This is a genomic window from Methanobacteriaceae archaeon (assembly GCA_029219465.1).
Classification (GTDB): domain Archaea; phylum Methanobacteriota; class Methanobacteria; order Methanobacteriales; family Methanobacteriaceae; genus Methanocatella.
The window spans coordinates 179,521-198,579 of record JAQXTL010000004.1 but is presented as its reverse complement, the minus strand read 5'-3'; the positions used below and the strand labels follow the sequence as shown (position 1 = coordinate 198,579).

Sequence of the window (19,059 nt, the reverse complement as noted above, 5' to 3'; positions counted from 1 at the left end):
ATGAATATTACTGTAATTGGAACTGGATATGTTGGCCTTGTAACTGGAGCATGTTTTTCTAAAATGGGTAATAAGGTTTATTGTGTAGATATTGATGAGCAAAAGATTAATGGGCTTAAAAATAATGTTTTGCCAATATTTGAACCTCATCTGGAGACTATCGTAAGAGAATCCCAAGAGAAAAACGATTTAATTTTTACAACTGATATTCGTGAAGCATTAAATGATTCTAATATTATTTTTATCGCTGTTGGTACTCCTATGGCTGAAGATGGCAGTGCTAATTTAGATTACATATTCTCTGCAGCATCAGATATTGCAAATAATCTGTCAGGAGATTCACTTGTTGTAATAAAGTCTACTGTTCCTGTTGGTACATGTGAAGCAGTTAGGAAACATATTATGAGTATTTTAAGAGAAAATAACTCAAATATTAAAATAGCTATTGCATCTAATCCTGAATTTTTAAAAGAGGGAAAAGCTATTGAAGACTGTTTACATCCTGATAGGGTTGTTATTGGTGCAGATAATGATGAAAGCATTGCTATTTTAAAAGAATTGTATTCTCCATTTGTTTTAAACCATGACCGTTTTGTAACAATGGATATTAGAAGTTCTGAAATGACTAAATATGTTGCAAATGCAATGCTTGCTACTAAAATATCATTTATGAATGAAATAGCTAATATCTGTGAACGTGTTGATGCTAATGTTAAGGATGTGCGTTTGGGTATTGGCAGTGACAGCAGAATCGGTTTTGATTTTATCTATGCTGGCTGTGGCTATGGAGGGTCTTGCTTTCCAAAAGATGTACGTGCTTTAATCCAAACATCCAAATTGAATGGATATAATCCAAGGATATTACCTAGTGTTGAAGAGGTTAATAATGCTCAAAAAAGCATCATTGTAAACAAGGTAATTGATAGATTTGGTGCGGATTTATCCGGCCTTACTTTCAGTATTTGGGGTCTTTCATTCAAACCTGGTACTGATGATGTGCGTGAAGCTACATCACTTGTTGTAGTTAGGGATATTATTGAAAAAGGCGGAAAAATTAAAGCATATGATCCAAAAGCATCTGATGAATTTAAAAAGACAATTGATGATAAATATTTGGATTCAATTGAGTTTTGTGATAACAGACATGATTGTGCAAGTGGTTGTGATGCATTAATATTAATTACTGAATGGGAAGAATTCAGAAATCCTAATTTTGAAGATTTAGGTAATGATTTAAATCAAAAAATTATTTTTGATGGTAGAAACATTTACAATAAAAAGATAATTCAAAATGGGTTTGAATTGTATCAAATTGGATGTTAAAAAAATCCATGGTGAAGTTAATATTGTCATTTCTCTTCATAAAAAGAGTATATTTTAATTTTTTTCATTAATTTATCATAATTTTACATAATATATTTAAATGTTTATTTACAAACATATATTACATTATAAATTTATTTATATAATTTATTAGGAGATTCAAGATTGATTATTATAGATGAAAATTTGTGTAAAGGATGTCATCTTTGCTTATTCATGTGTCATGCAAATGTATATGCAATATCCTCAGAAATTAATAAAAAAGGAGTGCAATTACCTTTCGTTAAATTTGAAGAAAGATGTAACAAGTGCGGTACTTGTGAAGTTGCATGTCCTGATCAGGCTATTACTGTAGATTTGCCTGAAAACTGGTGGATGAATGATGACAATAATCATAATTTTAATCCTAAATTCACAAAAGGAAAAAGTGGGTGTTAGAAATGGCTGAAGAATTTTTTGTTCAAGGAAATGAAGCATGTGCTAAAGGAGCAATAGCTGCAGGTTGCAGATTCTTTGCAGGTTATCCTATTACTCCATCTACTGAAATTGCTGAAAATTTATCTATTGAATTGCCAAAAGTCGGTGGATCATTTGTTCAAATGGAAGATGAAATTGCTTCAGCAGGTGCAATTATTGGTGCTTCCTGGGGTGGAGCAAAATCAATGACTGCTACTTCTGGTCCTGGTATTTCATTAATGCAGGAAAATATCGGTTATGCTTTCATGACTGAAACACCTATGGTTATTGTTAATGTTCAAAGAGGTTCTCCATCTACTGCTCAACCAACAATGGCTGCACAGGCTGATATGATGCAAGCTCGTTGGGGTTCACATGGTGATTATGAACCTATCGCATTATCTCCTTCAAGCGTTCAAGAGTTCTTTGATTTCACAATCAAAGCATTTAATTTGGCTGAAGAATATAGAGTTCCAGTTTTCGTAATGGCTGATGAAGTTATTGGACATATGAGAGAAAAAATAACAATTCCAGATGAAATTGAAATTGTTGCAAGAACCAGACCTGAGAAAACTGATGATTATTTACCATTCAAACATGTTGAAAATGGAACAACTCCAATGCCAGCATTTGGTGATGGATTTGATGTTCACATAACTGGTCTTACTCACGATGAGAGAGGATATCCAGATACAAATACTCCTGAAACTCATGAAACTCTTATAAAAAGAATTTGTAATAAAGTTTTAATGAATAGGGATAAAATCTGCTCTGTACAAAGTAAAAACTGTGAAGATGCAGATGTTGTAATTATTTCATACGGTGCACCTGTTAGATCTGTTGTTGAAGCAGTCGGTAAAACAGACAAAAAAGTAGGTTACATCAAAATTGATACTCCATGGCCGTTCCCTGTTGAACAAATCCAAGAATTAACTGCTAATGCAAGTGATGTGTTAGTTGTTGAGATGAATTTAGGTCAAATGTATTATGAAGTTGACCGTGTAATTAACGATAAAAATGTTCATTTATTAGGAAAAATCGGTGGATTATTACCTACTCCTGATGAAATATTAGATGAAATTGATAAAATAGGAGGAAACTAAAATGTCTCAAGAAAAACAAAATAGATTTCTCCCATACTTAAGAGAAGACAGATTACCTCACATTTTCTGCCCAGGTTGTGGAAATGGAGCTATTATTAACGCATTTCTTGCAGCTATGGAAAAAGCAGATGTTGACTTTGATAATGTTGCAATGGTTTCTGGAATTGGATGTTCTTCAAGAATTCCAGGATACTTAAAATGTGATTCTTTACACACTACTCATGGAAGAGCATTAAGTTTCGCTACCGGTTTAAAAACAGCAAACAAAGGTTTAGATGTTGTTGTATTTACTGGTGACGGAGATGCTGCTTCAATTGGTGGTAATCATTTAATCCATGCAGCTAGAAGAAATATTAATTTAACCGTAATTTGTATCAACAACAATATTTACGGTATGACTGGAGGTCAAATCAGTCCTACATCTCCTAAAGGTAGTTTTGGAACTACTGCTCCTTACGGTAATCAAGATACTCCATTTAACTTAGCAGAACTCGTTGCAGCTGCTGGTGCAACTTACTCTGCAAGATGGACTACTGTACAAATGGAAAACTTAGTAACTTCCATTAAAGACGGATTGAAAAATCCTGGTTTTTCATTTATTGAGGTTGTAACTCAATGTCCAACTTATTATGGACGTAAAAACAAACTTAGAACTCCTACTGCAATGGCTGCTGTTATGAAAGCAAATACCATATTTAAATCTGCTGCAGATAGGATGAGACCAAAAGAATTGGAAGGAAAAATTGTTGTTGGAGAATTTGCAAACACTTCCAGAAGTGAATTTACTGAAAATATTGAAAAATTAAGTGTAGAAAAATCTGGTAATAAAACTATTATCAATTCTGCATATGAAACAGAGTTATAGGTGGATAATATGAGAACTGAAATTAGAATTTGTGGTTTCGGAGGTCAGGGAGTTATTCTTGCAGGTATTATCTTAGGTAAGTCTGCAAGTCTTTTTGATAACAAAGAAGCTGTTCAAACTCAATCTTATGGTCCTGAAGCTCGTGGAGGAGCTTCTAAATGTGAAGTTGTTATTAGTGATGATACAGTTGATTATCCTAAAGTTGAAAGCCCAGATATTTTAGTTGCAATGTCTAATGAAGCTTTAATCAAGTACATTGTTGATTTAAAAGATAATGGGACTTTAATTGTTGATCCTGACACAACTGATGTTGAGGATGTTAAAGATTATATTGAAGAACATAATATTAATGTTTACGAAGCTCCTGCTACTAAAACCGCTACTGACGAAATTGGACTTAAAATTGTAGCAAATATTGTTATGGTTGGAGCTATTACAAAAATTACTGGAGTAATATCTAAACAAGCAGCTATTGATGCAATTGAAGATAGTGTTCCTAAGGGAACTGAAAAGAAGAATGTAAGTGCTTTTGAAGCAGGATATGCTCTAGTGGAATAGGTGTTATAATGAGATTTTTTGAAAATATAGCAAAACAAATTTTCCGTGATGGTGGAATACCAATTTTAGAAGGACATGTTGCTTACTCTCCAGAAGAAGCTATGTCTATTTCATCAGATATGGGATTCCCAGTTGTTATTAAAGCACAAGTTTTAACTGGTGGTAGAGGTAAAGCTGGTGGTGTTAAATTTGCTAAAAACCCTGGAGAAGCTTTTAAAATAGCTAATGAAATTTTAGGAATGGAAATTAAAGGCGAAACTGTAAAACATTTATTAATTGAAGAAAAAGCAGATATTCTCCATGAATTCTTCGTCACTGTTTCTGTAGACAGAGGTGCTAGAAGACCTGTTATTATTGTAAGTAAAGAGGGTGGGGTTGAAATTGAAAACTTAGCTAAAACTAACCCTGAAAAACTCATTAAATACTACCCAAATCCTTTAATTGAATTCTTACCATATGAAGCACGTGAAATTGCACGTAAAATGGATGTACCTTCCGATTTAATTTCTCCACTTGGAGACATAATCTGGAAATTATACAATGTATTTACTACATATGACTGTGATACTGCAGAAATAAACCCATTAGTTCTCACTCCTAATGGTTTAATCGCTGCTGATGCTAAATTAGTTGTTGAAAACGATTCATTATTCAGACACCAAGATTTAGTCGAAAGATTACGTTACAAACAAAAAACTGTTGACTTTGTTAAGTTAGATGGTGATATCGCTGTTATTGGTAACGGTGCAGGTTTAACTTTAACTGCAATGGATATGATTAAACTCAATGGTGGAGAACCTGCAACTTTCTTAGATATTGGTGGAGGTGCTTCAGAGCAAATAATCAATAAAGCTTTAAACATAGTATTAAACTATGATCCAGTTAAAGTAGTATTCTTAAATGTTTTAGGTGGTATTACTAAAGCAGATGATGTTGCTCGCGGAGTAATTAATGTATTAAACGAAGTAGAACGTGAAGTTCCTATCGTTATCAGATTAACTGGTACTAATGAAGAAGAAGGTCACAAGCTTTTAGAAGAAGCAGGCATTCCATATGAAACTTCAATGGAAAAAGCTGCTAAAAAAGCTGTTGAGCTTTGTAACGAATTAAAATAAATTTATTTGAATGTAAAAAAAAGAATTGATGATTTGAAATTATTCAAGTAAAACTACTCGACTAATTTCAGATTCATTTACTAATTCTTTACCGCATTCATCTCCTATTTTTTTAGCAAATGATTTAACTTCATCAAATGTTGGCATATTATCTAAAGTTAAGCGGTCACGTGATGAGCCAACGCACATATATGCTTTTATTTCTACATAATCAGGATTTGCTTTTTCGATTAATTTAGCATATTCTTCCACGTATTGCATGTTTCTTCCTTTAACACAGGTATTTCTTATACATGTCCTTGACTTAAAACTAGATAATATCTCAAGAGACTCATTTAAATTGCTCCAAGCATCACTTATTCTAGGTCTGCAAACCTCATTGAATATTTTCTCGTTAGGTGCATCCAAGGAAAGATATAATTGGTAAGGATCGTTTTCAAGATTTGCCAATCTGTCTGTACACTGACCGTTACTTACAATAAATGTTGTGAAATTTCTACGGTTAAACTCACCAATCAATTCATCAATTTTTGGGTAAAGTGTTGGTTCTCCAGCAAGAGATATTGCAGCATTGGTTGGTTTTTTGAGTTCTTCCAATTTCTTTTTGTTTGCTTTGTCATTTCCATAATAACCACATAATAAATTATTTTGAGCTTCAATAGCTTCATCAATGATTGTTTTTGGATCATCATACATTTCATCTTCCCATTCTGTCTGGGTGTATGTTAAATCCCTCCAACAAAATTCACATTCCTGTTGGCAATTTGGAACTGCAGGAGACATCTGAAGACATCTATGTGATTTGATTCCATAGAATTTTTCCTTATAACAGACTCCTTTATCAACAATACTTTGACGAGTCCAGTGGCAAGTTTTAACTGCAGCATGTCCGTGTTTACCTACAAATCTATATCCACTTTTTTCTAATTTCGCAATTTGGTTTTCATTAAAAGACATAAAATCAGTTTTATTTTTAGTTTTGATTATATATACATTTTATTTCAAAACTTTTTTTAATAATTGTATTGTGTGATGATTTAAAAAATAAAAAATTGGATTTTTAGGTAAAATACATTCCTATGTGGAATACAAAACCTAAAATTCCAATGAATATTAAATGTGTTGGGTAGAATATGTAAAAGAACCATTTATGTATGCTAGCTTTACTTCCAGGTTTTCCATTGTAGAATAGTAATGAAAATGGTACTAAGAAGATTCCTAATCTAAACATGATGAAATTCCATGTAAAACTTAAATAGAACGGATTTGCAAGTAATCTAACATCAAATGCGTATAATAATCCTACAATTGAGAAGCATAACCATTTATATAATGGTTTTTCTTTTAGGAAGTAGTATTAAACATAATAATACAATAATGAAGTGGTAGTTTGCAAATGCTGCTAAGTATAGAATTCCAAGTGTTATTAATGCTTTTATCCATTTGGATATGTTGACTTTGTCCCAGAGGTATATGCTTATTAAACCTAAAAACAATGTAAAAATAATACTTGTTTCGTGAATAACTAAAACTGAGTTTAATGAATGTAAATATATGCTCGGTTCAGTATATAGTGCTAAATTTGGACGTTGGAATACGGCTGGGATAATAGTGGATTTTATGAGTTCAATGGGGAAAATATGTCCGCAACGATAATATATGTATGGGATATATGAAATCACGGCAAAAATCAGTAATCTTTTCATATATTTTTTAACATCTCTGGTGTAATAGTATCCTTCTGCAATAAAAAATGCCATAACTGGTGCGGTTAATCTGGAAAAAACGCAATTGGAAACACCAGTGGGTTAGTAGGTGGGAAAAATACGAAAAATGGTCTAAAAACATTAATACAATAACTAAATATTTTAAATGATTTCTATTCATTATTTTTATATCTAAATTTTTTGTTAATGTTGTATTCATTTTTGTTCTCCACTTTAATTTAAAACAATTTTTACTTTGAAATATTTTCTATTTAATTATTTGGATATTCATTAAAATTTTTGTGTTTATCTAGAATTTTTAATCAAAATTTATTAATGGTGTTAATCAAATATTAATAATAACTAATTAATTATATGGGATTATTATGGATACACCAATTGTGATATTAAACTATAAAACTTATTTAGAATCAAGCGGTAAGAAAGCTTTAGACCTTGCAAAGGACTTGGAAAGTGTTGCTAGTGAAACTGGAATTACTATGGTTGCATCTCCACAAGCAGCTGATATTTACAGAATAAAACAAGAAACTTCACTTCCTATTTTTGCTCAACATATTGATTCTATCTTACCTGGTGGACACACTGGTTCCAATTTGATTGAAACATTAGTTGAAGCAGGTATCAGTGGAACTTTAATTAACCATTCTGAAAATAGAATGAAATTAGCAGATATTGCTGAAGTTGTAAAAATGTGTGTGGAACATAATATTGAATCCTGTGTATGTACCAACAATATTGAAACTTCCAAAGCAGTTGCTGCTCTTAACCCTGTTGCTGTAGCAGTTGAACCTCCTGAACTTATTGGAACTGGAATTCCAGTATCTCAGGCTCAACCTGAAGTTGTTGAAGACACTGTTAACGAAGTTAAAGCAATAAACAAAGACATTAAAGTTTTATGTGGTGCGGGAATCACTACTGGTGATGATATGAAAGCAGCTATGGATTTAGGCGCTGATGGAGTATTACTTGCTTCAGGTATTATTAAAGCAGAAAGTCCAAAAGATGCTTTACTTGATTTGGTAAGTAAATTATAGAGTGAGAAAATGGCTGAATTTAAAACAATTGATGATTTTGATATTGAAGAAAAAACAGTTCTTGTAAGAGTTGATATTAACTCTCCTGTTGACCCAAGTACTGGAATTATTTTAGATGATACTAGATTAAAATTACACGCACAAACAATTAAGGAATTATCCAAAAGAGGTGCTAAAGTTGTGCTTCTTGCACACCAAAGCCGTCCGGGTAAAAAGGATTTCACAACATTATCTCAACATGCGGATGCTTTATCAGACATTTTAAACTTAAGAGTCAAATACATTGATTCATTATTCTCAAGTGCTGCAAAAGAAGCTATTCGTGATTTAAAACCTCATGAAATTCTTTTACTTGAAAATGCACGTTTCTTTTCAGAAGAATCACTTTCAAGAACTCCTGAAGAACAGTCAAAAACATTGCTTGTAAGACATTTGTCTCCATTAATTGACTACTTTGTAAATGATGCATTTGCTGCAGCTCACAGATCTCAGGCATCCTTAGTTGGTTTTACTGTTAACACTCCATCTGCAGCAGGTCGTGTAATGGAAAAAGAATTAACTGTAATTCAAGATGCTTTAGATAATGTGGAACACCCATGTGTATTCTTACTTGGTGGAATGAAACCTGATGATTCTATTGATGTAATGGAAAATGTATTAAGCAATGGAACTGCAGATTCTATTTTAACAACAGGTATTGTTGGTAATATTGTTTTATGGGCATCTGGTGCGGATATTGGTCAGGTTAACAGAGATTTCATTATAAGCAGAGGATATGAAGATATGGTTGAAAAATCCAAAGATTTAATTGAAAGATTTGGAGACAAAGTCAAATATCCTATTGATGTTGCTTGTGAAATTGATGGTAAAAGAGTAGATATTGCCTCTGATGAAATCCCAAATGAAGCTATTTTCGATATTGGTGTAAAAACAATCTCATATTACGCAAAAGAAATCAGAGATGCAAAAACAATCTTTGCTAACGGTCCTGCTGGTGTATTTGAAGATCCTCAATTTGCAATGGGAACTGAAGACTTAATTAATGCAATTGCAAAATCTGATGGTTTTTCAATTATTGGTGGTGGACATATTGCGGCTGCTACCGCTGGACTTGGTTGTGAAGACCAAATGAGTCATGTAAGTAGTGGTGGTGGAGCTTGTATCAGTATGTTAGCTGGTAAAAAGTTAGCTGCTGTAGAAGCACTTAAAAACAGTAAAAAATAACTTTTTTACTTTTTCTTTTTTTTAAAAAAATAAAATCAGTTATTAAAAATATTTAATAGATCTTGTGATGCTTTTTTTGGATTTTTAGCACTCATTATTGCACTTACGACAGATAATCCTGAAATTCCAGTATCAATTAATTCTGACGCATTTTCAATTGTTATTCCACCAATTGCAACAACTGGTATGTCAATTGAATCAACAATTTCTTTTAATTCCTGTTTTGTAACTGATGGAGCATCATCTTTGGTGGTAGTTGGAAATACAGCGCCGGTTCCAATATAATCTGCACCATCTTTTTGTGCTTTTTGTGCTTCTGGAATTGTTGATGCAGATATTCCTAAAATTTTATCTTTACCAATTAATTTTCTTGCAACATCACATGGCATGTCACTTTGACCAACGTGCACGCCATCTGCATCAATAGCTAGTGCTATATCAATTCTGTCGTTAATAATTAGAGGTACATTATATTTTGATGTAATTTCCTTAACTCTCAAAGCTAAATTATAAAAGTCAAGTGTGTTTGCAGTTTTTTCTCTAAGTTGAACTACACTAACTCCACCTTTTATACCATCTTCTATTGTTTTTAGGAATTTTTCAACATCATCACTGTTGTCTGTTACAAGGTAAAGGGATAAATCTATAGAATTCATAATATCTTGATATTTGCTTTATTAATTAAGCTAGTGCTATTTGTTTGGTATAAGTAATCAATTAAGTATGCTCTAAATGATCCTGTACCTTCATCTTTTTCGTCTACTTTTGCTCTTGCTTTTTCACCAGCAATATTCATTGCTAAAATTGCAACTAAACAACCTTCAAGAGGTGTTGTACTTCCAATACAGGTACCAACAATTGAGGATAACATACATCCACTACCTGTTATTAATGGCATCATTTCATCTCCATTGTCAATAGCTATTGTTAGTTTTCCATCGCTTAAAATGTCAATTGGTCCACTAGCTAGTATTGTGGTATTTAATTTTGAAGCTAATGCGCAAATTATTTCTCCATTTGCTTTTAAATTTTCTGGTGTAATGATATCTGCTTCGTTTACATCAACACCTTTAGCAGCATTACTTTCATCTAAAACATTTGCTAATTTTGCAATTGCTTTGATTTCGCTGATGTTTCCTCTAATTGCAGAAATATTATATTTTTCAATTAAATCCATTGTTACTTTATTTCTTAGCTGTGTTACTCCTACTCCTACAGGATCTAAAATAATTGGAGTGTTGGTTTTATTTGCAGTTTCACAGCTTATTTCCATAGCTTCAATTTGGGTTTTGCTTAATTTTCCAATATTAATTACTAATGTGTCACTTATACTTACAACTTCTTCTAGTTCTTCTGCATCTTCTGCCATGAATGGTGAACCTCCAATTGCAAGAATAGCATTAGCACAATCATTAATTGTAACTGAATTAGTGATACAATGAGTTAATGCATTTTTTTGTTTGATTTTTGTTAAATTTTTTTCAATATTATTTAATAATTCAGTTTCGTTATTTGTCATGATTATTAATTATAAAATTTTTGTTATTTAAATTTTATTGAGAATTTATTTGTTTTATAGTAAACTATTTAAGTGACTTTTAACATATTTAATTTTGTTCTATAATGTAGGATTATTGCCTCGGTGGCTCAGTCTGGTAGAGCGCGAGACTTGTAATCTCGTGGTCGCGGGTTCAATTCCCGTCCGGGGCTTCAATTTTATATTGTTGACAAAATTTTTTCATCTATATGGTGAAAAACCAAAACCTTTATATACTACTTCGTATATACTTATAATTAGTATGTTATCTGCATACATTATTATGTGTGTGGGTCCGTAGGGTAGCTTGGTCGATCCTTTGGGCTTTGGGAGCCTGAGACTCCGGTTCAAATCCGGGCGGACCCATTTACCCGCCTTAGCTCAATTTGGCAGAGCGTTGGACTGTAGATCCAAATGTTGCTGGTTCAAGTCCGGCAGGCGGGATTTTTCAGTTATTAATTTGAAATCATATTAAAATTTTGGAAAAAAATATGTTTTTCCGAAACCTTTATATATGATGAGAAACATAATAATTGAATAGTGTACTGTTATACTGTTTGAGATTCTATGCCCTGGTGGTGTAGGGGCTATCATGTGGGCCTGTCGAGCCCGCGACTCGGGTTCAAATCCCGGCCAGGGCGCTCCTGAAACTTAAATGGTGTTAACTTATCTCATAGGCCTGTAGCTCAGTCTGGCAGAGCGCTTGGCTTTTAACCAAGCGGCCGCGGGTTCAATTCCCGTCAGGCCTGTTTCTAATTTTATATTTTAACTTTTCTATCTGGAGGAAATTATTTTGAGTGAATTTGATATTCAAAAACATATGCTTGTACCAAAGCATGAAATCATGACTGAAGATGAGATTTTAACTGAATTTGGTGATGTTGATTATAATTTTAAGAATCTTCCTAAAATTAAAGTTGATGATCCTGTTGCAGATTCAATTGGTGCAAGACCTGGTGATGTTTTAAGAATAACTCGTGAAAGTCAAACTGCGGGTGTTTTTGTCACTTATAGGATTGTTGAACAATAATATAGATTAGAATTAGTGAAGTTTATATATTTAATTTCTGTATTTTTTTTGTTTTTTAGAAATTCATTTATAATAAATTTGAACTTAGTTTGAGAGGAATTATCTTAAAAGAGATAGTTAGGAGTAAATTAAGAATAATGATTAAATGATTTAGTTATTAGGTTTTCCTTTTTATTTATTTTTATTTAGTTTATTATTTTTATTGCGTTTATATAATTGGAGGATGTTCATGACAGTGAATAATTGGAAATTAGTTGATGCATTTTTCGATAAATATGATTTAGTCGACCATCATATAAAATCCTACAATGATTTTGTAAATAATAGGATTCAAAATATTATTGATATTACTGACCCTATTTCCTTAGATGATGGTAAATACACTTTAAAGACTGGGAAAATACGCATTGAAAAACCATCTAACAAAGAAGCTGATGGTTCTAGAAGCATTATTGACCCTACTGAAGCAAGACTTAGGAATTTAAATTATTCTGCAGATATGTATCTTGAAATGGCATTAAATGAAGAAGGAGAAGATAATCCGTTAGAAGAAGTATACATTGGTGAATTACCAGTTATGCTTAAATCTGATATTTGTCATCTTAATGGTCTTAGTGATGAAGAATTAATTAAAAAACACGAAGACCCTCAAGATTTAGGAGGATATTTCATTGTAAACGGTTCTGAAAGAGCTGTTGTTACTATGGAAGAAATTGCACCGAATAAAATTATTCTTGAACGTATTGGTGAAGTTGAAGACAGACATGCAAAAGCTGTTGTAACTTCTATTAAAAGTGGTTTCAAAGCTAGAATTACTTTAGAATACAAAAAACCACGTAAAAACAAAGCGTTTTTAAGAATTTCATTCCCATACCTTCCTGGAGAAATTCCATTAGTTATTTTGTTAAGAGCACTTGGTTTATCCACTGATCAAGAAATAATTACTGCTATTTCCGATGATAATAACTTCCAAATGATGATTGCGGATGATATTCAAGTTTCTTCTGAAGAATTGAATAACTTCATTGACCAATCCATCATTAGAAATGGGGATAAAGATGAAGTAAGACAACACTTACAAGATGCTGCTATCAAATACATCGGTAACAGAGTAGCTAAAAACATGCCTAAAGATTACCGTTATAAACGTGCTAAAGACGTAATCAATCGTTATTTATTACCTCACATGGGTATTGAGGAAGATAAATGTCACGATAAAGCGATTTATCTTGCTGAAATGACTGAAATGTTATTAGAAGTTATCGAAGAAAAAAGAGATCCACACGATAAGGACCACTACACTAACAAAAGACTTAGAGTATCTGGTGACTTAATGGAAGATTTATTCAGAGTTGCTTTTACTAACTTAACCAGAGATATGAGTTATCAACTTGAAAGAAGTCTTTCACGTGGTAAAGAACTTTCTATTAAACAAGCTGTTCGTAGTGATGTTTTAACTGAAAATATTAAACATGCTATTGCTACCGGTAATTGGGTAGGTGGAAGAGCTGGGGTTAGTCAGTTATTAGATAGAACAAGTTACATGGGAACCCTTTCTCATTTAAGACGTGTTGTATCTCCTTTAACCAGAAGTCAACCTCACTTCGAAGCAAGAGATTTGCACCCAACTCAATTTGGTAAAATATGTCCAAACGAAACTCCAGAGGGACCTAACTGTGGTTTGGTAAAGAACTTAGCATTATTATGTAATATTTCAGAAGGTTCTGACGATCAAGAAATTATCGATGTCATTGAACAAATGGACGGAATTGAAATAAGGAGGTGAAATGTTTGTCTGATTATAAAAAACCTGAAACTGATGAGAAAAAAGCATTCTTCTACTTTGGTTTTGAAAGATTAGCTCCTTTTAGTGAAGTTGATGCAGTAATCAACCAATTAAAAGAAGAACTTGCTGGTGATGAAGAAGCATTAGAAAAAATTAATACTCATGCAGAATTTATCGAATCTTATTTCGATGATGAGGAATTAAAAGCAGATGATAGTTTAAATGTTCCATTTAAAAAAGACAAACGTAGAGCTAAATGGGAATCATACAAAAAAGATTTCCCTCAAGTAGATTTAACTGAAACTGTTGAAGAAGCAGTTGAAGAAGTTGAAGAAATCGAGTTTGTTGAAGAAGAAACTGTTGAAACTATTGAAGAGACTGAAACTGTGGAAGAAATCGTTGAAGATGTTGTTGAAACTAAAACTAATGAACAACCTCCTGTATTTAACAACCAACATCCTCAAACTAAAATCTATATTAACGGAAAACTCTTAGGTTTTTGTGAAGACCCTATTAGCTTCACTCAAGAAATGAGAGAAAAAAGAAGAAATGGTGTAATTTCTCATGAAATGAACATTACTTACTATGAAGAAAATGATGAGATTTACATATTCAACGATCCTGGAAGAGCAAGAAGACCTTTAATCATCGTTAAAAACGGAGTTCCTCTTTTAACTGATGATCACATGAATAAGGTTGCTAACGGTAAATTAACCTGGGATAATTTAATTAATGATGGTCTTATTGAATACTTAGATGCTGAAGAAGAAGAAAATGCATATATTGCAATGAGTTTAGCTGATTTAAGTGAAGAACACACTCATTTAGAAATTGACCCAGCTACCATGTTAGGTATTTGTGCAGGAATTATTCCATTCTCCGATCACAACTCCTCTCCAAGGAACACAATGGAAGCAGGTATGACAAAACAGGCTTTAGGTTTATATGTATCTAACTACGCATTACGTACTGATACCAGAGCACACTTGTTACACCACCCTCAAACTCCTATTGTTAAAACACGTATTATTGATTCAACCAATTACGACTTAAGACCCTCCGGTCAAAACTTTGTTGTTGCATTGATGTCTTACGAAGGATATAACATGGAAGACGCAATGGTTATTAACAAAGGTGCTTTAGAAAGAGGTCTTGCAAGATCTTCATTCTTCAGAGCATACGATACTTCTGAAAAGAAATATGCTGGTGGTCAAGTTGACAAATTTGAAGTTCCTGATAAGAACGTCAAAGGTTACAGATCTGAAGAAGCTTACAGAAACTTAGACAGTGACGGTGTTGTAAACCCTGAATCATATGTAACTTCCGGTGATGTATTAATAGGTAAAACTTCACCTCCAAGATTCTTAGAAGAAAACTTCGGAAGTGTTGCAGATAGAAGAAGAGAAACTTCTGTTACTGTAAGACACGGTGAAAAAGGTATCGTTGATGCAGTTCTTTTATCTGAAACTGTTGAAGGTTCCAAATTAGCTAAAATCAGAGTAAGAGATACAAGACAACCTGAATTTGGGGACAAATTTGCGTCCAGGCACGGTCAGAAAGGGGTTATTGGTTTAATCTTATCTCCTGAAGACATACCATTCACTGAATTTGGTGTAGTGCCAGATTTAATTGTTAACCCTCACGCGATTCCATCCAGGATGTCTATCGGACAGGTACTTGAGATGGTTGCAGGTAAAGCAGGATGTCTCGAAGGTGAAAGAGTCGATGCTACTCCATTCAACCAAACTCTCGAAGCAGAAATTCAACAATTACTCCTTGATAACGGATTTGAATCTGCAGGATGTGAATCCTTATACAGCGGAGTAACTGGTGAAAGAATCGATGCTGAAATTTTCGTTGGTGTTGCATACTACCAAAAATTACACCACATGACTACTGATAAAGTTTACGCTCGTTCCAGAGGACCAGTACAAGTTCTCACACGTCAACCTACCGAAGGTAGAGCACGTGAAGGTGGTTTAAGATTTGGAGAAATGGAAAGAGACTGTCTTATTGCTCACGGTGCAGCATTAACATTAAAAGAAAGATTACTTGATGAATCTGACAAGTATGAAGCTGTTGTATGTGAAAACTGTGGTATGTTAGCAGTAGAAGATACTAGTAAACACAAAAAGTATTGTCCTATCTGTGGAGATGTAGAAACATATCCTGTTGAAATTTCATATGCATTCAAATTATTATTAGACGAACTTAAGAGTTTATGTATTTTCCCTAAATTAGTTTTAGGAGACAAAGCATAAGGAGCAAAAAACATGAAAGCATTTATTAAAAAAATTGAAAAAATTAACTTTGGTTTAATGTCTCCTGAGGATATTCGTAAAATGTCTGTTGTTACTGTTGAATATCCTGATACTTACGGTGATGATGGTTTTCCTATTGACAAAGGGTTAATGGACCCTCATTTAGGTATTATTGATCCTAGTTTAGTTTGTAGAACCTGTGGTTCTAAAGGTGGAGTTTGTCAAGGACACTTCGGTAGTATTGAATTAGCTAGACCAGTTATTCATGTTGGTTTTGGGGAAGTTATTCATAAAATTTTACGTTCAACTTGTAACGAATGTGGTCGTGCTCTTTTAACTGATGAAGAAATCGAAGAGTACACTACTAAAATTATGGAACTCAAAGCTCAAAATGAGAGCATTAGTGACATTCTCAAAAAGATTTACGAAGTTGCTAAAAAAGATGGGGAAGAATGTCCTCACTGTGGTACTATCCAAGACAAAATTGTTTTAGATAAACCAGTTTCAATCGTTCAACGTATTGACCCACTTTTCGAGTTCAAAAAAGTATTCAATGAAGTTTACGGTTCAGATTCCATTTCAATTGAAGAAATTGGACCTATCGCAGAAAGCATTGTTGAAGGAAAAGAGGTATACTTCCAAAACAAGCTTTTAATTAACAGTAATCTCTTAGAACGTTTATGCGAAAAATTAGTTGATGTTGATTACTTATGCAAACTTGCAAAAAGAGTATTTGACTTAGATGATGATGTTGATGGCTCTTACGAATTAAACAACACTCGTTTAAACAACATCTTTAAAAACGCTATCAAAGAAAACAATTTAAATGAAGATTACAAGTTAACTGCATCTGAAGTTCGTGAAAGACTCGAAAGAATTTCTGATGAAGACTCTTTCGTATTGGGTGTAAACCCTGAAGTAGCTAGACCTGAATGGTTAGTTTTAACTGTTCTTCCAGTTCCTCCAGTAACTGTAAGACCATCTATTATCTTAGATACTGGTGAACGTTCAGAAGACGATTTAACTCACAAACTCGTTGATATCTTACGTATTAACCAACGTTTACTTGAAAACATGGAAGCAGGTGCTCCACAATTAATCGTTGAAGATTTATGGGAGTTATTACAATATCACGTAACCACTTACTTTGATAACGAAGCTAGTGGTGTTCCACCTGCAAGACACAGATCAGGTAGACCACTTAAAACCTTAACTCAAAGGTTAAAAGGAAAAGAAGGAAGGTTCAGATCCAACCTTTCCGGTAAAAGGGTTAACTTCTCTGCTCGTACCGTAATCTCTCCGGACCCTAACATCAGTATTAACGAAGTTGGTGTTCCAGAAATGATTGCAAAAGAAGTTACTGTACCTGCTTACGTTAACGAATGGAACATGGATGAAATGAAACAATACATCGAAAATGGTCCTGAAATACACCCTGGTGCAAACTATGTAATCAGTAACGGTAGGAAAAGAAGAGTTACTGATGATACTAAAGAATACATCCTTGAAACTTTAGAACCAGGTGTTATTATTGAAAGACATTTGAAAGATGGAGATATGGTTTTATTCAATCGTCAGCCTTCCCTTCACAGAATGAGTATGATGGCACACGAAGTAAGAGTTTTACCATATAAAACTTTCAGGTTAAACTTATGTGTCTGTCCTCCATACAACGCAGATTTCGATGGGGACGAAATGAACATGCACGTTTTCCAAACTGATGAGTCTCGTGCTGAGGCTAAATCATTAATGCGTGTACAAGAACACATTTTATCTCCAAGGTTTGGTGGACCTATTATCGGTGCTATTCACGACCACATTAGTGGTGCTTATCTCTTAACACGTGATGGTGTTGAATTTAGTGAAGAACAAGCTTTACAAATTATCAGAAAATCACACCTTAAAATCCCTAAATTCAAATCTAATCAGTGGATTTTAAAATATGATCCTGATGAAAGTGAAGAGTCATTCATCTACAAAGACAAAGGTGAAAAATGGACTGGTAAAGAGTTATTCTCTTTATTATTACCTAATGACTTAAACTTAGCTTACAGTGCTGAAATTTCCAAATGTCCTGTAGTTTACCCACCTGAAGATGCTGAAGTTGTAATTAAAAACGGTATTCTTGTACAAGGTGCTATTGACGAAAGTGCATACGGTTCTTTCTCAGGTCAAATTTTGGATAAAATTGTTAAAGAATACGGTCCTGGAAGAGCTAAAGAATTCTTAGACAGGTCTACTGACCTTGCTATCTGTGGAATTATGAAAACAGGAATTACCACTTCCTTAAACGATGAAGAAATTCCTGAAGAAGCTCAAGATCGTATTAATGAGCACTTACAAAACAAGATGGCTGAAGTAGATAAGCTTGTTGAAGCTTACGAAGAAGGTTATCTTGAAGCTTTACCTGGTAGAAGTCTCAAAGAAACTTTAGAGATGAAAATCATGCAAGTTCTCGGGGAAGCTAGGGATATGTCTGGTCAAATTGCAGAACATTACCTCAATATGGGTAAACAATATCCTGATGACCCTTACGATCATGTAATGGCTGTAGAAAACCACTCTGTAGTAATGGCACGTACTGGTGCTAGGGCATCTATGTTGAACCTTACTCAGATTACTGCTTGTGTAGGACAACAAGCAGTTAGGGGTGGACGTATCGAAAGAGGATACATTAACAGAACCTTACCTCACTTCAAGAAAGGAGAGTTAGGGGCAAAAGCGAAAGGATTTGTTCACTCAAGTTACAAATCTGGACTTGACCCAATTGAATTCTTCTTCCACGCTATGGGGGGTAGAGAAGGTCTTGTAGATACAGCGATTCGTACCGCTCAATCCGGTTACATGCAAAGAAGACTTGTTAACGCTTTACAAGATTTACAAGTTAAATCTACTGGTCTTGTTACTGACAACCAAGGTAACGTTATCCAAACTATGTTTGGTGAAGACGGTGTAGATCCAGCGAAATCTGACTTTGGTAAACCAGCAAACTTAGATACTCTTATAGATGAAATTAGAATGGAAGGTAAGTAGGTGTAAC

16 protein-coding genes, 5 tRNA genes and 1 pseudogene are annotated in these 19,059 nt (G+C 33.6%); 17 read left to right on the top strand and 5 right to left on the bottom strand.

What is annotated here, in order from left to right; translation table 11 throughout:
* The 6 genes from PUD86_02685 (at window position 1) to sucC (ending at window position 5,420) form a co-directional block, all read left to right on the top strand.
* Complete coding sequence (locus PUD86_02685) at window positions 1-1,323, top strand: UDP-glucose/GDP-mannose dehydrogenase family protein (GenBank protein MDD6776183.1); 1,323 nt, start codon at window positions 1-3, stop codon at window positions 1,321-1,323.
* 165 nt (window positions 1,324-1,488) lie between these two features.
* A complete protein-coding gene (locus tag PUD86_02680; GenBank protein MDD6776182.1) occupies window positions 1,489-1,761 on the top strand; it encodes a 4Fe-4S binding protein in 273 nt (90 codons plus the stop codon).
* A gap of 2 nt (window positions 1,762-1,763) precedes the next feature.
* The gene (locus tag PUD86_02675; protein ID MDD6776181.1) at window positions 1,764-2,882 is read left to right on the top strand and encodes a 2-oxoacid:acceptor oxidoreductase subunit alpha; all 1,119 of its coding nucleotides are present in this window, start codon (window positions 1,764-1,766) and stop codon (window positions 2,880-2,882) included.
* 1 nt (window position 2,883) lies between these two features.
* A complete protein-coding gene (locus PUD86_02670) occupies window positions 2,884-3,747 on the top strand; it encodes a 2-oxoacid:ferredoxin oxidoreductase subunit beta (protein ID MDD6776180.1) in 864 nt (287 codons plus the stop codon).
* Window positions 3,748-3,756: 9 nt separating this feature from the next.
* Complete coding sequence (locus tag PUD86_02665; protein ID MDD6776179.1) at window positions 3,757-4,305, top strand: 2-oxoacid:ferredoxin oxidoreductase subunit gamma; 549 nt, start codon at window positions 3,757-3,759, stop codon at window positions 4,303-4,305.
* Window positions 4,306-4,313: 8 nt separating this feature from the next.
* Window positions 4,314-5,420 carry an ADP-forming succinate--CoA ligase subunit beta gene (sucC, locus tag PUD86_02660; protein MDD6776178.1) on the top strand — a complete coding sequence of 369 codons (1,107 nt, stop codon included), beginning with the start codon at window positions 4,314-4,316 and terminating at the stop codon, window positions 5,418-5,420.
* A 39-nt stretch (window positions 5,421-5,459) separates the two neighbouring features.
* On the opposite strand, the gene twy1 is transcribed toward sucC, so the two are convergent.
* The 3 genes and pseudogenes from twy1 to PUD86_02645 form a co-directional block, all read right to left on the bottom strand.
* Window positions 5,460-6,377: a 4-demethylwyosine synthase TYW1 gene (gene twy1 / locus PUD86_02655; protein ID MDD6776177.1), complete on the bottom strand. Its 918-nt coding sequence runs from the start codon at window positions 6,375-6,377 to the stop codon at window positions 5,460-5,462.
* Between the two features lie 103 nt (window positions 6,378-6,480).
* On the bottom strand, window positions 6,481-6,651 hold the full coding sequence (locus PUD86_02650; protein ID MDD6776176.1) for a hypothetical protein: 171 nt from the start codon (window positions 6,649-6,651) through the stop codon (window positions 6,481-6,483).
* Window positions 6,652-6,745: 94 nt separating this feature from the next.
* A pseudogene (locus PUD86_02645) lies at window positions 6,746-7,186 on the bottom strand (TraX family protein).
* Between the two features lie 326 nt (window positions 7,187-7,512).
* On the opposite strand from PUD86_02645, the gene tpiA reads away from it, so the two are divergent.
* Together tpiA and PUD86_02635 are read left to right on the top strand one after the other, a co-directional pair.
* Window positions 7,513-8,181, top strand: coding sequence for a triose-phosphate isomerase (gene tpiA, locus PUD86_02640; protein ID MDD6776175.1), 669 nt, complete (start codon window positions 7,513-7,515; stop codon window positions 8,179-8,181).
* A gap of 9 nt (window positions 8,182-8,190) precedes the next feature.
* Window positions 8,191-9,405, top strand: coding sequence for a phosphoglycerate kinase (locus PUD86_02635; GenBank protein ID MDD6776174.1), 1,215 nt, complete (start codon window positions 8,191-8,193; stop codon window positions 9,403-9,405).
* A gap of 35 nt (window positions 9,406-9,440) precedes the next feature.
* Here the strand turns inward: PUD86_02635 and thiE are convergent, their stop codons facing one another.
* Window positions 9,441-10,061, bottom strand: a complete 621-nt coding sequence (thiE, locus tag PUD86_02630) for a thiamine phosphate synthase (protein ID MDD6776173.1) — start codon at window positions 10,059-10,061, stop codon at window positions 9,441-9,443.
* Window positions 10,058-10,924 carry a hydroxyethylthiazole kinase gene (gene thiM, locus PUD86_02625; GenBank protein ID MDD6776172.1) on the bottom strand — a complete coding sequence of 289 codons (867 nt, stop codon included), beginning with the start codon at window positions 10,922-10,924 and terminating at the stop codon, window positions 10,058-10,060. The genes thiE and thiM overlap by 4 nt, the downstream gene beginning before the upstream one ends.
* Before the next feature lie 117 nt (window positions 10,925-11,041).
* Here thiM and PUD86_02620 point away from each other — a divergent pair.
* The 9 genes from PUD86_02620 (at window position 11,042) to PUD86_02580 (ending at window position 19,052) form a co-directional block, all read left to right on the top strand.
* Window positions 11,042-11,115: transfer RNA gene (locus PUD86_02620), tRNA-Thr, on the top strand.
* A gap of 118 nt (window positions 11,116-11,233) precedes the next feature.
* A tRNA-Pro gene (locus PUD86_02615) sits at window positions 11,234-11,308 on the top strand.
* Window positions 11,309-11,312: 4 nt separating this feature from the next.
* A tRNA-Tyr gene (locus PUD86_02610) sits at window positions 11,313-11,386 on the top strand.
* A gap of 125 nt (window positions 11,387-11,511) precedes the next feature.
* Window positions 11,512-11,583, top strand: a tRNA-Asp gene (locus PUD86_02605).
* Window positions 11,584-11,617: 34 nt separating this feature from the next.
* A tRNA-Lys gene (locus PUD86_02600) sits at window positions 11,618-11,691 on the top strand.
* Window positions 11,692-11,735: 44 nt separating this feature from the next.
* Window positions 11,736-11,972, top strand: coding sequence for a DNA-directed RNA polymerase subunit H (locus PUD86_02595; GenBank protein MDD6776171.1), 237 nt, complete (start codon window positions 11,736-11,738; stop codon window positions 11,970-11,972).
* Window positions 11,973-12,201: 229 nt separating this feature from the next.
* Window positions 12,202-13,758 (top strand): DNA-directed RNA polymerase subunit B'', encoded by a 1,557-nt coding sequence (locus tag PUD86_02590; GenBank protein MDD6776170.1) that lies wholly within the window; start codon window positions 12,202-12,204, stop codon window positions 13,756-13,758.
* 470 nt (window positions 13,759-14,228) lie between these two features.
* On the top strand, window positions 14,229-16,019 hold the full coding sequence (rpoB, locus tag PUD86_02585; GenBank protein MDD6776169.1) for a DNA-directed RNA polymerase subunit B: 1,791 nt from the start codon (window positions 14,229-14,231) through the stop codon (window positions 16,017-16,019).
* Between the two features lie 12 nt (window positions 16,020-16,031).
* The gene (locus tag PUD86_02580; protein ID MDD6776168.1) at window positions 16,032-19,052 is read left to right on the top strand and encodes a DNA-directed RNA polymerase subunit A'; all 3,021 of its coding nucleotides are present in this window, start codon (window positions 16,032-16,034) and stop codon (window positions 19,050-19,052) included.
* The last annotated feature ends 7 nt before the right edge of the window (window positions 19,053-19,059 follow it).

Coding starts and splice junctions, on each gene's coding strand:
- PUD86_02685 (MDD6776183.1), top strand. CDS start 1: ATGAATATTACTGTAATTGGAACTGGATATGTTGGCCTTGTAACTGGA.
- PUD86_02675 (MDD6776181.1), top strand. CDS start 1,764: ATGGCTGAAGAATTTTTTGTTCAAGGAAATGAAGCATGTGCTAAAGGA.
- PUD86_02670 (MDD6776180.1), top strand. CDS start 2,884: ATGTCTCAAGAAAAACAAAATAGATTTCTCCCATACTTAAGAGAAGAC.
- PUD86_02665 (MDD6776179.1), top strand. CDS start 3,757: ATGAGAACTGAAATTAGAATTTGTGGTTTCGGAGGTCAGGGAGTTATT.
- sucC (MDD6776178.1), top strand. CDS start 4,314: ATGAGATTTTTTGAAAATATAGCAAAACAAATTTTCCGTGATGGTGGA.
- twy1 (MDD6776177.1), bottom strand. CDS start 6,377: ATGTCTTTTAATGAAAACCAAATTGCGAAATTAGAAAAAAGTGGATAT.
- PUD86_02650 (MDD6776176.1), bottom strand. CDS start 6,651: ATGTTTAGATTAGGAATCTTCTTAGTACCATTTTCATTACTATTCTAC.
- tpiA (MDD6776175.1), top strand. CDS start 7,513: ATGGATACACCAATTGTGATATTAAACTATAAAACTTATTTAGAATCA.
- PUD86_02635 (MDD6776174.1), top strand. CDS start 8,191: ATGGCTGAATTTAAAACAATTGATGATTTTGATATTGAAGAAAAAACA.
- thiE (MDD6776173.1), bottom strand. CDS start 10,061: ATGAATTCTATAGATTTATCCCTTTACCTTGTAACAGACAACAGTGAT.
- thiM (MDD6776172.1), bottom strand. CDS start 10,924: ATGACAAATAACGAAACTGAATTATTAAATAATATTGAAAAAAATTTA.
- PUD86_02590 (MDD6776170.1), top strand. CDS start 12,202: ATGACAGTGAATAATTGGAAATTAGTTGATGCATTTTTCGATAAATAT.
- PUD86_02580 (MDD6776168.1), top strand. CDS start 16,032: ATGAAAGCATTTATTAAAAAAATTGAAAAAATTAACTTTGGTTTAATG.